Annotated in this window: 15 protein-coding genes; all 15 read left to right on the forward strand. The window is 71.0% G+C overall.

Annotated elements, in window-relative coordinates; genetic code table 11:
* Positions 1–161 precede the first annotated feature (161 nt).
* The 15 genes from rpsD to nusB all read left to right on the forward strand — a co-directional run bounded on the left by rpsD (position 162) and on the right by nusB (position 14,244).
* Positions 162–776 (forward strand): 30S ribosomal protein S4, encoded by a 615-nt coding sequence (gene rpsD, locus PV682_RS09530; RefSeq protein WP_055720959.1) that lies wholly within the window; start codon positions 162–164, stop codon positions 774–776.
* A 150-nt stretch (positions 777–926) separates the two neighbouring features.
* Complete coding sequence (locus PV682_RS09535; RefSeq protein WP_319726071.1) at positions 927–1,328, forward strand: DUF948 domain-containing protein; 402 nt, start codon at positions 927–929, stop codon at positions 1,326–1,328.
* A gap of 8 nt (positions 1,329–1,336) precedes the next feature.
* Positions 1,337–1,666 (forward strand): hypothetical protein, encoded by a 330-nt coding sequence (locus PV682_RS09540; protein WP_319726073.1) that lies wholly within the window; start codon positions 1,337–1,339, stop codon positions 1,664–1,666.
* On the forward strand, positions 1,666–4,338 hold the full coding sequence (gene alaS / locus PV682_RS09545) for an alanine--tRNA ligase (RefSeq protein WP_319726075.1): 2,673 nt from the start codon (positions 1,666–1,668) through the stop codon (positions 4,336–4,338). The genes PV682_RS09540 and alaS overlap by 1 nt, the downstream gene beginning before the upstream one ends.
* Positions 4,338–4,790, forward strand: a complete 453-nt coding sequence (gene ruvX / locus PV682_RS09550) for a Holliday junction resolvase RuvX (RefSeq protein ID WP_055720963.1) — start codon at positions 4,338–4,340, stop codon at positions 4,788–4,790. Before alaS ends, ruvX begins: the two co-directional genes overlap by 1 nt.
* Positions 4,791–4,923: 133 nt before the next feature.
* The gene (mltG, locus tag PV682_RS09555) at positions 4,924–6,648 is read left to right on the forward strand and encodes an endolytic transglycosylase MltG (protein WP_319726078.1); all 1,725 of its coding nucleotides are present in this window, start codon (positions 4,924–4,926) and stop codon (positions 6,646–6,648) included.
* 14 nt (positions 6,649–6,662) lie between these two features.
* On the forward strand, positions 6,663–7,502 hold the full coding sequence (locus tag PV682_RS09560) for a shikimate dehydrogenase (protein ID WP_319726081.1): 840 nt from the start codon (positions 6,663–6,665) through the stop codon (positions 7,500–7,502).
* A gap of 54 nt (positions 7,503–7,556) precedes the next feature.
* Positions 7,557–7,880: a hypothetical protein gene (locus PV682_RS09565; RefSeq protein ID WP_319726083.1), complete on the forward strand. Its 324-nt coding sequence runs from the start codon at positions 7,557–7,559 to the stop codon at positions 7,878–7,880.
* A gap of 180 nt (positions 7,881–8,060) precedes the next feature.
* Entirely contained in the window at positions 8,061–9,245 is a 1,185-nt protein-coding gene (aroC, locus tag PV682_RS09570; RefSeq protein ID WP_319726086.1) for a chorismate synthase, read from the forward strand.
* Entirely contained in the window at positions 9,242–9,757 is a 516-nt protein-coding gene (locus PV682_RS09575; RefSeq protein WP_319726089.1) for a shikimate kinase, read from the forward strand. Before aroC ends, PV682_RS09575 begins: the two co-directional genes overlap by 4 nt.
* Positions 9,754–10,830 (forward strand): 3-dehydroquinate synthase, encoded by a 1,077-nt coding sequence (gene aroB / locus PV682_RS09580; RefSeq protein ID WP_319726091.1) that lies wholly within the window; start codon positions 9,754–9,756, stop codon positions 10,828–10,830. Before PV682_RS09575 ends, aroB begins: the two co-directional genes overlap by 4 nt.
* Positions 10,831–11,011: 181 nt before the next feature.
* Positions 11,012–11,989: an AAA family ATPase gene (locus PV682_RS09585; protein ID WP_319726093.1), complete on the forward strand. Its 978-nt coding sequence runs from the start codon at positions 11,012–11,014 to the stop codon at positions 11,987–11,989.
* A gap of 122 nt (positions 11,990–12,111) precedes the next feature.
* On the forward strand, positions 12,112–13,203 hold the full coding sequence (locus PV682_RS09590) for an aminopeptidase P family protein (protein ID WP_319726096.1): 1,092 nt from the start codon (positions 12,112–12,114) through the stop codon (positions 13,201–13,203).
* A gap of 46 nt (positions 13,204–13,249) precedes the next feature.
* Positions 13,250–13,816, forward strand: a complete 567-nt coding sequence (efp, locus tag PV682_RS09595; RefSeq protein ID WP_319726099.1) for an elongation factor P — start codon at positions 13,250–13,252, stop codon at positions 13,814–13,816.
* A 2-nt stretch (positions 13,817–13,818) separates the two neighbouring features.
* Positions 13,819–14,244: a transcription antitermination factor NusB gene (gene nusB, locus PV682_RS09600; protein ID WP_055718956.1), complete on the forward strand. Its 426-nt coding sequence runs from the start codon at positions 13,819–13,821 to the stop codon at positions 14,242–14,244.
* Positions 14,245–14,442 lie beyond the last annotated feature (198 nt).

Genomic DNA, 14,442 nt, shown 5'->3' on the forward strand with positions numbered 1-14,442 from the left:
CCGCGAGGGGGCTCCAGGAGCGTCGCGCAAGCACGTATGTGCCCAGACCAGGGAGCGGCTGCCCACCCCGTCACTCAGGTGAACGAGGCGGGTTTCCCGGCTGCGGATCGTGACCTCTCTTGATGCTGACAAGCCGAAAATCACACGGAGAGAAAAACACAGTGGCGAACCAGTCCCGCCCCAAGGTCAAGAAGTCGCGTGCCCTCGGCATCGCGCTGACCCCGAAGGCCGTCAAGTACTTCGAGGCCCGCCCCTACCCGCCGGGCGAGCACGGCCGTGGCCGCAAGCAGAACTCGGACTACAAGGTCCGTCTGCTGGAGAAGCAGCGTCTGCGCGCGCAGTACGACCTCTCCGAGCGCCAGCTCGTCCGCGCCTACGAGCGCGCCTCCAAGGTCCAGGGCAAGACCGGTGAGGCCCTGATCGTGGAGCTGGAGCGCCGTCTCGACGCGCTGGTCCTGCGTTCGGGTATCGCCCGCACGATCTACCAGGCCCGCCAGATGGTCGTCCACGGCCACATCGAGGTCAACGGTCAGAAGACCGACAAGCCCTCGTTCCGTGTCCGTCCCGACGACGTCGTCCAGGTGCGCGAGCGCTCCAAGGAGAAGACGCTCTTCACGATCGCCCGTGAGGGTGGCTTCGCCCCCGACGGCGAGACCCCGCGCTACCTCCAGGTGAACCTCAAGGCCCTGGCGTTCCGCCTGGACCGCGAGCCGAACCGCAAGGAAGTTCCGGTCATCTGCGACGAGCAGCTGGTCGTCGAGTACTACGCCCGTTGATCCTTCACCGGTTGTAGTACCGCTCGGAGCCCGCTGTCCCCTTGGGGGCGGCGGGCTTTCGCGTGCCCGTAATGCGGTACAGAGCGCTGCGCCGGGCGCGATAGGCTCAGTCTCTATCTAGTATCGAAAGCTTCAGGGAGTGGGTGCGAGGTGTCCGGAGGCGAGGTAGCCGGGATCATCGTGGCCGTCTTCTGGGCGATCCTGGTCTCCTTCCTCGCCGTCGCGCTGGTGAGGCTGGCCCAGACGCTCAGGGCGACCACCAAGCTCGTGGCGGACGTGACCGACCAGGCGGTCCCGCTGCTCGCGGACGCCTCCACGGCCGTACGCTCCGCGCAGACGCAGATCGAGCGGGTCGACGCGATCGCCTCGGACGTCCAGGAGGTCACCTCGAACGCCTCCGCGCTGTCGACGACGGTCGCCTCGACGTTCGGCGGGCCTCTCGTGAAGGTCGCCGCGTTCGGGTACGGCGTACGCCGGGCGCTCGGCGGCGGCAGAGGGGACGACCCCCGCCGCACCGTGATCGTGGGCCGCGTCCGTGGGAAGAGGGACTGAGAGCAGCGATGTTCCGCCGTACGTTCTGGTTCACGACCGGCGTCGCAGCCGGTGTCTGGGCCACCACCAAGGTCAACCGCAAACTGAAGCAGCTCACCCCGGAGAGCCTCGCCGCGAGCGCGGCGAACAAGGCGCTGGAGACGGGCACGCGGCTCAAGGACCGCGCGGTCGGCTTCGCGCTCGACGTCCGGGACGGCATGGCCCAGCGGGAGGCCGAGCTCCAGGACGCGCTCGGCATCGAGCAGGCACCCGAACTCCCCGCACCCCGGCGCATCGCCGCCATCGAGAACACGACGTACAACACGACGTATACGTACAACCGGAATGAGGACCACTGATGGAGTCGGCCGAGATTCGCCGCCGCTGGCTGAGCTTCTACGAGGAGCGCGGGCACACCGTCGTGCCTTCGGCGTCGCTCATCGCGGACGACCCGACTCTGCTCCTCGTCCCGGCCGGCATGGTTCCCTTCAAGCCGTACTTCCTCGGTGAGGTCAAGCCGCCGTGGTCGCGCGCCACCAGCGTGCAGAAGTGCGTGCGTACGCCGGACATCGAAGAGGTCGGCAAGACCACCCGGCACGGCACGTTCTTCCAGATGTGCGGCAACTTCTCCTTCGGCGACTACTTCAAGGAAGGCGCCATCAAGTACGCCTGGGAGCTGCTCACCAGCCCCCAGGACAAGGGCGGTTACGGCCTCGACCCCGAGCGTCTGTGGATCACCGTCTACCTGGACGACGACGAGGCCGAGCGCATCTGGCACGAGGTCGTCGGCGTGCCGAAGGAGCGCATCCAGCGTCTCGGCATGAAGGACAACTACTGGTCGATGGGCGTCCCCGGACCTTGCGGCCCCTGTTCCGAGATCAACTACGACCGCGGCCCGGAGTTCGGCGTCGAGGGCGGCCCGGCCGTCAACGACGAGCGGTACGTCGAGATCTGGAACCTCGTCTTCATGCAGTACGAGCGCGGCGAGGGCATCGGCAAGGACAACTTCGAGATCCTCGGCGAGCTGCCCAGCAAGAACATCGACACGGGCCTCGGACTTGAGCGCCTCGCGATGATCCTGCAAGGCGTGCAGAACATGTACGAGATCGACACCTCGATGGCCGTCATCAAGAAGGCCACCGAGCTGACCGGCGTCGAGTACGGCCGCGCCCACGAGTCGGACGTCTCCCTGCGCGTGGTCACCGACCACATGCGCACGTCGGTGATGCTGATCGGCGACGGCGTCACCCCCGGCAACGAGGGCCGGGGCTACGTCCTGCGCCGCATCATGCGCCGCGCCATCCGCAACATGCGCCTCCTCGGCGCCACCGGCCCGGTCGTCCTGGACCTCATCGACGCCGTCATCGGCATGATGGGCCAGCAGTACCCGGAGCTGATCACCGACCGCGAGCGGATCGAGAAGGTCGCCGTCGCCGAGGAGAACGCCTTCCTCAAGGCCCTCAAGGGCGGCACGAACATCCTCGACACGGCCGTCTCCGAGACCAAGGCGTCCGGTGGCACGGTCCTCGCCGGCGACAAGGCGTTCCTCCTGCACGACACCTGGGGCTTCCCCATCGACCTCACCCTGGAGATGGCCGCCGAGCAGGGCCTTTCCGTGGACGAGGAGGGCTTCCGCCGCCTGATGAAGGAGCAGCGGGAGCGCGCCAAGGCCGACGCCCAGGCCAAGAAGACCGGCCACGCCGGCGCCGGTGCCTACCGGGAGATCGCCGACCAGGCCGGTGAGACCGACTTCATCGGCTACACCGACACCGAGGGCGAGACCACGATCGTCGGCATCCTCGTCGACGGCGTCTCCTCGCCGGCCGCCACCGAGGGCGACGAGGTCGAGATCGTCCTCGACCGCACCCCGTTCTACGCCGAGGGCGGTGGCCAGATCGGTGACACCGGGAAGATCCGGGTCGACTCCGGTGCCGTCATCGAGGTCCGCGACTGCCAGAAGCCGGTGCCGGGGGTGTACGTCCACAAGGGCGTCGTCCAGGTCGGCGAGGTGACCGTCGGGGCCAAGGCCCACGCCACGATCGACTCCCGGCGCCGCACGGCCATCGCCCGTGCCCACTCGGCCACGCACCTCACCCACCAGGCCCTGCGCGACGCGCTCGGCCCGACGGCCGCCCAGGCCGGTTCCGAGAACCAGCCGGGCCGCTTCCGCTTCGACTTCGGCTCGCCGTCCGCCGTCCCGACGGCCGTGATGACCGACGTCGAGCAGAAGATCAACGAGGTGCTCTCCCACGACCTCGACGTGCGCGCCGAGATCATGGGGATCGACGAGGCGAAGAAGCAGGGTGCCATCGCCGAGTTCGGCGAGAAGTACGGCGAGCGGGTGCGCGTCGTGACCATCGGGGACTTCTCCAAGGAGCTGTGCGGCGGCACGCACGTCCACAACACCTCGCAGCTCGGCCTGGTCAAGCTGCTCGGGGAGTCGTCGATCGGCTCGGGTGTGCGCCGGATCGAGGCCCTGGTCGGCGTCGACGCCTACAACTTCCTGGCCCGCGAGCACACGGTCGTCGCCCAGCTCCAGGAGCTGGTCAAGGGGCGTGCGGAGGAGCTGCCGGAGAAGATCTCGGCCATGCTCGGCAAGCTGAAGGACGCCGAGAAGGAGATCGAGAAGTTCCGCGCGGAGAAGGTCCTCCAGGCCGCCGCCGGACTCGCCGACTCGGCCAAGGACGTGCGCGGGATCGCCCTGGTCACCGGGCAGGTCCCGGACGGGACGACCCCGGACGACCTGCGCAAGCTGGTCCTCGACGTGCGGGGCCGTATCCAGGGCGGGCGGGCCGCTGTCGTCGCCCTGTTCACCGTGAACAACGGCAAACCGCTGACCGTGATCGCCACCAACGAGGCCGCCCGCGAGCGCGGTCTCAAGGCGGGCGACCTGGTCCGCACGGCCGCCAAGACGCTCGGCGGCGGTGGCGGCGGGAAGCCGGACGTCGCCCAGGGCGGTGGCCAGAACCCGGCCGCCGTCGGCGAGGCCGTCGACGCGGTCGAGCGGCTGGTCGCCGAGACGGCCAACTGATGCGCCGCGGACGCCGGCTCGCGATCGACGTCGGGGACGCCCGGATCGGGGTCGCCTCGTGCGACCCCGACGGGATCCTCGCGACCCCGGTCGAGACGGTCCCCGGCAAGGACGTACCCGCCGCCCGGCGCCGGCTGAAGCAACTTGTCGACGAGTACGAGCCGATCGAGATCGTCGTCGGGCTCCCACGCTCCCTCAAGGGGGGCGAGGGCCCGGCGGCGGTCAAGGTCCGGGGGTTCGCCGAGGCGCTGGCCAAGGCGGTCGACCCGGTTCCGGTTCGGCTCGTGGACGAGCGGATGACGACCGTGACGGCCAGCCAGGGGCTGCGCGCCTCGGGCGTGAAGTCGAAGAAGGGACGCTCCGTCATCGACCAGGCCGCCGCTGTGATCATCCTTCAGCAGGCGCTGGAATCCGAACGGGTGTCAGGTAAAGCACCGGGAGAGGGCGTCTAAGTGGTCATCTGATCGCGATACGGTAACGTTCCGCGCGATGCGGAGGTGTTCGAACAGCCTCCGCACAACAAGAGGCGGAACCGCAGCCGGACCCCCCAGCCGCGAACCGCCGCCTCGCGGCTCTAGGGGATCGATGACTGAGTATGGCCGGGGCCCGGGCCCCGCACCGTGGCATCCGGAGGACCCGTTGTTCGGGGACGGCGGATGGGAAGGGCAGCAGGCGCCCCAAGGGCACCAGCCTGCCTACGGGGGCCACCAGCAGTACCCGCAGGAGCCGCAGCAGCAGACGGCGTACAACGGCTGGACGGACGGCGGCCAGCAGCCCGGATACGGCCAGCCACCCCAGCACGATCAACCCCAGTACGACCAGCAGCAGTACGACCAGTACGGTCAACCGGTCTACCCGCAGTACGACCAGCGGCAGTACCCCGACCCGAACCAGCCGCAGTCCTACCATCAGGGCGGCTGGGACGGCACCGGCACCCACGCGCACGTCCCCTACGCGGCGGACCCCGGCGACCCCTACGGCCAGCAGCCCGCCGCGTACGGCGCCGAACAGCCCGACTTCTACGGCACCCCCGACGCCTACCCGCCCCCGGAGCCCCCGGCCCGCCGCCGCGAGCCCGACCCGGAGCCCGAGCCCGACCCCGAGCCGCTCGGCGGCATCCTGCCCGAGCCGGACGGCGACCTCGCCGACGAGGCCACGGCCGCCGGGACCGCACCCGAGGAGCGCGGCCGGCGGGGCGGTAAAGGCGGCAAGGGGGACAGCGGCAAGAAGAAGCGCCGCAACGGCGCCGCCTGTCTCGTCGTCGTCCTCGTCTTCGGCGGCGGTATCGCCGGTGTCACCTACTTCGGCATGCAGTTCTACCAGGACCGTTACGGCGCGTCCCCGGACTACACGGGCAACGGCACCGACGAGACGGTGTCCATCACCATCGCCAAGGGTGCCGGGGGCGCGGCCATAGGGCGTGAGCTCAAGGCGGCGGGCGTCGTCAAGAGCGTCGACGCGTTCGTGTCCGCGTACACGCAGAACGCCGAGTCCGGGAGCATCCAGGCGGGTTCGTACGTCCTGAACAAGGAGATGTCCGCCCAGGCGGCCGTCGCGATGATGCTCGACCCCAAGAGCCAGAACAACCTGATCATCGCCGAGGGCACCCGCAACGTCGCGGTCTACGCGCAGATCGACAAGCGCCTCGACCTCTCCGAGGGCACCACCGCGGGCGTCGCGAAGGCGAAGTACAAGGACCTCGGGCTGCCGGACTGGGCGCTGAACCACCCGAACGTGAAGGACCCGCTGGAAGGGTTCCTGTACCCGTCGCGGTACGCCGTGGCCAAGGCGGACAAGCCCGAGACCCTCCTCAAGGAGATGGTGACTCGCGCCAACCAGAAGTACGAGCAGCTCGGGCTGGAGAAGCAGGCCGAGAAGCTCGGGCTCGACGGGCCCTGGCAGCTCCTCACCGTGGCGAGCCTCGCGCAGGCCGAGGGCACCAGCCACGACGACTTCCGCAAGATGGCCGAGGTCGTCTACAACCGCCTCAAGCCCGGCAACCCCCAGACGTACGGCTCGCTGGAGTTCGACTCCACGTACAACTACATCAAGAACCAGAGCAAGATCGACCTGACGATCGCCGAGCTCAAGCGGTTCAACAACCCGTACAACACGTACTACGTCAAGGGACTGCCCCCCGGCCCCATCGACAACCCGGGTGACGAGGCGCTGCGGGGCGCCCTCAACCCGACGGACGACGGCTGGTACTACTTCATCTCGCTGGACGGCAAGACCAGCAGGTTCACCAAGACCCTCGCGGAACACGAGGAACTGGTCGCCGAGTTCAACGAGTCCCGCAAGGGCTCCTGAGAAGGACGGATCCCATGACAGAACGGGCCGCCGCAGCCCGCCGCGCCGCCGTGCTCGGTTCGCCGATCGCGCACTCCCTCTCCCCGGTGCTGCACCGCGCCGCGTACGACGCGCTGGGGCTGACGGAGTGGTCGTACGACCGCTTCGAGGTCGACGAGGAGTCCCTCGCTGACTTCGTCGCCGGGCTCGGCGCGGAGTGGGCGGGGCTGTCGCTGACGATGCCGCTGAAGCGGGCCGTCATCCCGCTGCTGGACGAGATCAGCGAGACGGCGGCCTCGGTCGAGACCGTCAACACGCTGGTGTTCACCGAGGACGGCCGCAAGGTCGGGGACAACACCGACATCCCCGGCATGGTCGCGGCCCTGCGCGAACGCGGCGTCGAGAAGGTCGACTCCGCCGCGATCCTCGGCGCCGGCGCCACCGCCTCCTCCGCCCTCGCCGCGCTCTCCCGCATCTGCACCGGCGAGGTCGTCGCCTACGTCCGCAGCGAGGCGCGCGCCGCCGAGATGCGGCAGTGGGGCGAGCGGCTGGACATCGAGGTCCGTACGGCGGACTGGGCCGACGCGGCCGAGGGGCTGCGGGCGCCACTGGTCGTCGCGACGACGCCGGCCGGGACGACGGACCTGCTCTCCCACGCCGTACCGGAGCGTCCGGCGACCCTCTTCGACGTCCTGTACGACCCCTGGCCCACCGAACTCGCCGCGCGCTGGTCGATGTACGGGGGCGCCGTCGTGAGCGGACTGGACCTTCTGGTCCATCAGGCGGTCCTCCAGGTCGAGCAGATGACCGGGCACCGGCCCGCTCCCGTCGACGCGATGCGAAAAGCGGGCGAACACGCGCTCGCCTCCCGCTAAGGTTCCCGGGGGCGCCGCGCAGGGGGCGGGGCGCGCATCGGGGGGAGTACCGCCATGTCCCTGGCGTCCGGCAAGAGCGAGATCTTCGAGTTCGTCCTGCACTTCATGCCCGACTGGATCCAGATTCCCGTCCTGTGCCTGGTCATCGGGCTCGTGGTGCTCTCCTGGGCCCTGAAGCTGCGCCGCAAGTGGCTGCTGCGCCGGGCGCTGCGGCAGGCCGGCGCGGGACAGGGGGCCGTCGTCCAGCAGCAGGGGGACGGGACGCGGGGCGCGGACTTCCTGGGCGCCTACGCACCCCGGCAGCCGCAGGCCGAAGGGCCCCGGGGCGCGGATTTCCTCGGGACCTACGCGCCCGGGAACCAGCCGGAGCGCCGCTGAGATCCCGGGGGCCTCGTTCCTCCCGGTGAGTCCGCTTCGTGGACCGGAGAGCGGGTTCGGGCGGCGGACGTGGGAGGATCGAGGGCGGCGGGGCCGGGACGCGCACCCGGGGTCGCCCGTGCCGTCCGCGTGGACGCGTGGCGGCGCAGCGGTACCAGGCGCGAGCACCGAGGAGCATCGTTGAGCAGGCTGCGTTGGCTGACCGCGGGGGAGTCCCACGGTCCCGCACTCGTCGCCACGCTGGAGGGCCTTCCCGCCGGCGTGCCGATCACCACGGAGATGGTCGCGGACCATCTCGCGCGGCGGCGGCTCGGCTATGGCCGGGGCGCTCGGATGAAGTTCGAGCGGGACGAGGTCACCTTCCTGGGCGGTGTCCGCCACGGCCTCACCCTGGGCTCCCCGGTCGCGGTCATGGTGGGCAACACCGAGTGGCCGAAGTGGGAGAAGGTCATGGCGGCCGACCCGGTCGACCCGGCCGAGCTGGCCCAGTCCGCCCGCAACGCGCCGCTGACCCGCCCCCGCCCGGGCCACGCGGACCTGGCCGGCATGCAGAAGTACGGCTTCGACGAGGCCCGCCCGATCCTGGAGCGCGCCTCGGCCCGCGAGACCGCCGCCCGCGTCGCGCTCGGCGCGGTCGCCCGGTCGTACCTCAAGGAGACGGCCGGCATCGAGATCGTCAGCCACGTCGTCGAACTGGCCGCAGCGAAGGCCCCGCTGGGCGTCTACCCGCTCCCCGGCGACGTCGAGAAGCTGGACGCGGACCCGGTGCGCTGCCTCGACGCGGACGCGTCGAAGGCGATGGTCGCGGAGATCGACCAGGCCCACAAGGACGGCGACACCCTGGGCGGGGTCGTGGAGGTGCTTGCGTACGGGGTGCCGGTGGGCCTCGGCTCGCACGTGCACTGGGACCGGCGCCTGGACGCGCGGCTCGCGGGCGCCCTGATGGGCATCCAGGCGATCAAGGGCGTCGAGGTCGGCGACGGCTTCGAGCTGGCGCGGGTGCCGGGGTCGAAGGCGCACGACGAGATCGTCGGCACCGACGAGGGCCTGCGCCGCACCTCGGGGCGCTCCGGCGGCACCGAGGGCGGTCTGAGCACGGGCGAGGTGCTGCGGGTGCGGGCGGCCATGAAGCCGATCGCGACCGTGCCGCGCGCCCTGCGGACCGTGGACGTGGCGACCGGTGAGCCCGCGCAGGCGCACCACCAGCGCTCCGACGTGTCGGCGGTGCCGGCCGCCGGGATCGTCGCCGAGGCGATGGTCGCGCTGGTCCTCGCGGACGCGGTCGCGGAGAAGTTCGGCGGGGACAACGTCGTCGAGACGCGCCGCAACGTCCGCTCGTACCTCGACAGCCTGACGATCCGATGAGCGGACCGCTGGTCGTCCTGGTCGGGCCGATGGGCGTCGGCAAGTCCACCGTCGGGCAACTCCTCGCCGAGCGCCTCGGCGTGCCCTACCGGGACACCGACGACGACATCGTCGCCGAGCAGGGCCGCACCATCGCCGACATCTTCGTCGAGGAGGGCGAGCCCGCCTTCCGCGCGATCGAGAAGGCCGCCGTCGAGGCCGCCCTCGCCGGGCACGACGGAGTCCTCGCGCTCGGCGGCGGCTCCATCCTCGACGCCGGCACCCGCGCGCTGCTCGCCGGCCGCCGGGTCGTCTACCTCTCCATGGACGTCGAGGAGGCCGCCCGCCGCACCGGCCTCAACGCCGCCCGGCCCCTCCTCGCCGTCAACCCGCGCAAGCAGTGGCGCGAGTTGATGGAGGCTCGCCGTCATCTGTACGAGGGGGTCGCCACGGCCGTCGTCGCGACGGATGATCGGACCCCGGAAGAGGTCGCCCAAGCCGCCCTGGACGCACTGGAGTTGAAGGACGTATGACGACGACGCGGATCCACGTCGGCGGCGACACGCCGTACGAGGTGCTGGTGGGCCGTCAACTGCTCGGCGAACTCGCCGGGTTGATCGGGACCAAGGCCAAGCGCGTCGCGGTGATCCACCCCGAGGCCCTGGCCGAGACCGGGGACGCGCTGCGCGCCGACCTCGCCGAGCAGGGGTACGAGGCCGTCGCCATCCAGGTGCCCAACGCCGAGGAGGCCAAGACCGCCGAGGTCGCCGCGTACTGCTGGAAGGCGCTCGGGCAGTCCGGGTTCACGCGCACCGACGTCATCGTGGGCGTCGGCGGCGGGGCGACGACCGACCTCGCCGGGTTCGTCGCGGCGACCTGGCTGCGCGGGGTGCGCTGGATCGCCGTACCGACGACCGTGCTGGCCATGGTCGACGCGGCCGTCGGCGGGAAGACCGGCATCAACACCGCCGAGGGCAAGAACCTCGTCGGGGCGTTCCATCCGCCGGCCGGGGTGCTGTGCGACCTCGCCGCGCTGGAGTCGCTGCCGGTCAACGACTACGTGTCGGGGCTCGCGGAGATCATCAAGGCCGGGTTCATCGCGGACCCGGTGATCCTCGACCTGATCGAGGCCGACCCCGAGGCGGCGCGCACGCCGGCCGGGCCGCACACCGCCGAGCTGATCGAGCGGTCGATCCGCGTGAAGGCGGACGTCGTGTCGTCCGACCTCAAGGAGGCGGGGCTGCGGGAGATCCTCAACTACGGGCACACCCTCGCGCACGCCATCGAGAAGAACGAGCGCTACAAGTGGCGGCACGGCGCCGCCGTATCCGTGGGGATGCACTTCGCGGCCGAACTCGGGCGGCTCGCCGGGCGGCTGGACGACGCGACCGCCGACCGGCACCGGACGGTCCTGGAGTCGGTCGGGCTGCCGCTGCACTACCGCTACGACCAGTGGCCCAAGCTGCTGGAGACGATGAAGGTCGACAAGAAGTCGCGCGGCGACCTGCTGCGGTTCATCGTCCTGGACGGACTCGGCAAGCCGACCGTCATGGAGGGCCCCGACCCGGCGGTGCTGCTCGCGGCGTACGGCGAAGTGGGGCAGTAGGACCCGGAGATCACCTTCGCCCGATTCTCTTTCCACACCGGGCACTTCGGACCGCCCCCGGTCGTTCACCAAACGACGGCCGGGGGCGGTACCGTTCGGTAGGGGGAGCGGGGTCCGCCCGACCGCCTTCGCGCCCCGGAGGCGAACCGAGCCCGCACAGAACGAGACGGAGTGGCACCGGATGCAGCACGCAGTGGGTTCTCCGCTGCCGCCGCCCCACCAGTGGGGGCACGGTCCGGTCGGCTGGTCGCCGGCCGCACAGCATTCGGGGCCGTATCCCTCCCAGCCCTCCCCTCCCCACCCGCAGGCGCAGCCGGCGCCGGGCTTCACACCGCCGCAGGTCCCGCAACCGCAGGTCCCGCCGGTCCCCCCGGCCCCGCCGGCCGCGCATCCTCCGGCGCCCCACGCCCCGGCGCCCCACCCGGCGGCGCCCCGGCCCCCGGTCCCCCCGGCGGGCCACCCGCAGGGGATGCCGGTCCCGCCCCCGCCCCCGCAGTACTCCCCGCCGCCCCGGCAGACCCCGGGTGACGTCACCGGCCATGTCCCGCTGCCGCCCGGCGAGCCCGTCGCCGCCCCGGCCCCGGCCGTCCCCGACCCGGCGACCGCGATGCTGGCGGTGCTGCTCATCGGCCCCGCGGGCGCCGGCAAGACCAGCGTCGCCAAGTACTGGGCCGACCACCGCCGCACCCCCACGGCCCACATCAGCCTCGACGACGTCCGCGAGTGGGTCCGCTCCGGCTTCGCCGACCCGCAGCGCGGCTGGAACGACCACTCCGAGGCCCAGTACCGCCTGGCCCGCCGCACCTGCGGCTTCGCCGCCCGCAACTTCCTCGCCAACGGCATCTCCTGCATCCTCGACGACGCGATCTTCCCCGACCGCCCCGCGGTGGGCCTCGGCGGCTGGAAGCGGCACGTGGGCCCCGGCCTGCTGCCGGTCGTCCTCCTGCCCGGCCTGGAAGTCGTCCTGGAGCGCAACGCGGAGCGCTCCGGCAACCGCCGCCTCACGGACGAGGAGGTCGCGCGCATCCACGGCCGGATGGCGGGCTGGTACGGCTCGGGCCTGCCGATCATCGACAACTCGCAGCTCGACGTGGAGTCCACGGCGCGCGTTCTGGACGAGGTGCTGGCGAGGGCGATTGCAAGTCCGCCGAAGTGGTAGCCGAACACAGGTAACCCCTATCCGGCATCCCGCACCCGGCAGTCGCTCAGGAGCCCCCCTTGGTCCCCCGAACGGCACTCCCAGAACCGGCACATTTCGCCACAGACTCCTACGCTCGACTCATGTCAGACGCGTACGCAACCCGCCGAACCCGCCTCAGGGACCGGTGCGCCGCGGCGGGCAGCGCCACCGCGCTCGTCACCCGCCCGGCCAACGTGAGATACCTCTCCGGCGCGGCCCCCGAGAACGCCGTCCTCCTCGTCGGCGCGCGGGAGGACGTCCTCCTGTGCACCGAGCCCCCGGACAACCGCCCCGACGACTTGCTGCGGGTCCACGTCCTGCCGGGGGAGGGCGGTGACCCGGCGGTCGCCGCCGCCGACTTCCTCACCGCGCAGGGCATCGACACCCTCGCCGTCGAGGAGCACCACCTCACGGTCGCCCGCCACCGGGCGATCCACTCCGTCGCCCCCCACCTCCTCCTCGCCGACCTCGCGGGCACGGTCGAGCAGCTGCGGATCGTCAAGGACGAGGAGGAGATCAGCTGCCTGCGCGTCGCCGCCGAGATCGCCGACCAGGCCCTCGGCGAGCTTCTGGAGTCGATCCTGGTCGGCCGCACGGAACGCCACCTCGCCCTGGAGCTGGAACGCCGCCTCGTCGACCACGGCGCCGACGGCCCCGCCTTCCCGACGTCCGTCGCGACCGGCCCGCACGCGGGTCTGCGCGGCCACAGCCCCACCGACCGGCGCGTGGAGGAGGGCGACTTCCTCTCCGTCTGCCTGGGCGCGGCGTACCGCGGCTACCGCTGCGAGATCGGCCGCACCTTCGTCATCGGCACGGCCCCGGCGGACTGGCAGATCGAGCTGTACGACGCCGTCTTCGCCGCTCAGCGCGCCGGCCGGGAGGCCCTCGCGCCCGGCGTGGAGTACCGGGACGCGGACCGCGCGGCGCGCCAGGTCCTGGAGGCCGCGGGGTGGTCCGAGGGGCTGCCCAGGCTCATGGGACACGGCGTCGGACTGGAAATCGAAGAGGACCCGCAGCTCGCCCCCGCGGCCATGGGTAAACTGGACGCTTGCGTGCCGGTCACCGTCGAACCCGGGGTTCACCTCCCGGGCCGGGGCGGCGTCCGGATCGATGACACGCTCGTCGTACGCCCCGAGGCGGACGGCGGACCCGAGCTACTCACCATCACGACCAAGGAGCTGCTCGCGCTGTAGCGCTTGCCCCGGGGTCGTCCACGTCAGTCCAGGAGATTCCGCAACCGTGGCTTCCACGAACGACCTCAAGAACGGCCTGGTGCTCAAGCTCGACGGCGGCCAGCTGTGGTCCGTCGTCGAGTTCCAGCACGTCAAGCCCGGCAAGGGCCCGGCCTTCGTGCGCACCAAGCTCAAGAACGTGCTGTCCGGCAAGGTGGTCGACAAGACCTTCAACGCCGGCGTCAAGGTCGAGACGGCCACTGTCGACAAGAGCGACATGCAGTTCTCGTACATGGACGGCGAGTACTTCGTCTTCATGGACATGGAGACCTACGACCAGCTGCACATCGACCGCAAGACCGTCGGTGACGCCGCCAACTTCCTCATCGAGGGCTTCGAGGCGACCGTCGCGCGCCACGAGGGCGAGGTGCTCTTCGTCGAGCTGCCGGCCGCCGTCGAGCTCGTCGTCGCCGAGACCGAGCCGGGTCTCCAGGGCGACCGCTCCACCGGGGGCACGAAGCCGGCGACGCTGGAGACCGGCCACCAGATCCAGGTGCCGCTCTTCATCACCACCGGCGAGAAGATCAAGGTCGACACCCGTACGAGCGACTACCTCGGCCGGGTGAACAGCTAACCGTGGCTGCTCGCAACACGGCTCGCAAGCGTGCCTTCCAGATCCTCTTCGAGGGCGACCAACGCGGGGCCGATGTGCTGACCGTGCTCGCGGACTGGGTGCGGTTGTCCCGGTCCGACGACCGGCAGCCGCCGGTCAGCGAGTACACGATGCAGTTGGTCGAGGGGTATGCGGAGCATGCCGCGCGGATCGACTCGCTGATCTCCCAGTACTCGGTCGGGTGGACGCTCGACCGGATGCCGGTGGTGGACCGGAACATCCTGCGGCTCGGCGCGTACGAACTGATCTGGGTGGATGCGACGCCGGACGCGGTGGTGCTGGACGAGATGGTTCAGCTCGCGAAGGAGTTCTCGACGGATGAGTCTCCGGCGTTCGTGAACGGGCTTCTGGGGCGGTTCAAGGAGCTGAAGGCTTCGCTGCGCCGGTAGGTCGTGGGGGGTTCTGTGTTCGGGCGGCTGCGGGTTCGTCGTGGTTGCTCGCGCAGTTCCCCGCGCCCCTGGGGCGTCGCAGATCCCTGCGTTCTCCAGCGCCGCTGCTTCACAAAAAACGTGCCGCCAGGTGGCTGGAACCGAATCACTCGGTTCTGGCCAACCCGGCGGCACGTTTCTGCTCAGGCGGGGCAAGCG

The sequence above is a fragment of the Streptomyces niveiscabiei genome, assembly GCF_033794345.1.
In the GTDB taxonomy this organism is placed as follows: domain Bacteria; phylum Actinomycetota; class Actinomycetes; order Streptomycetales; family Streptomycetaceae; genus Streptomyces; species Streptomyces niveiscabiei.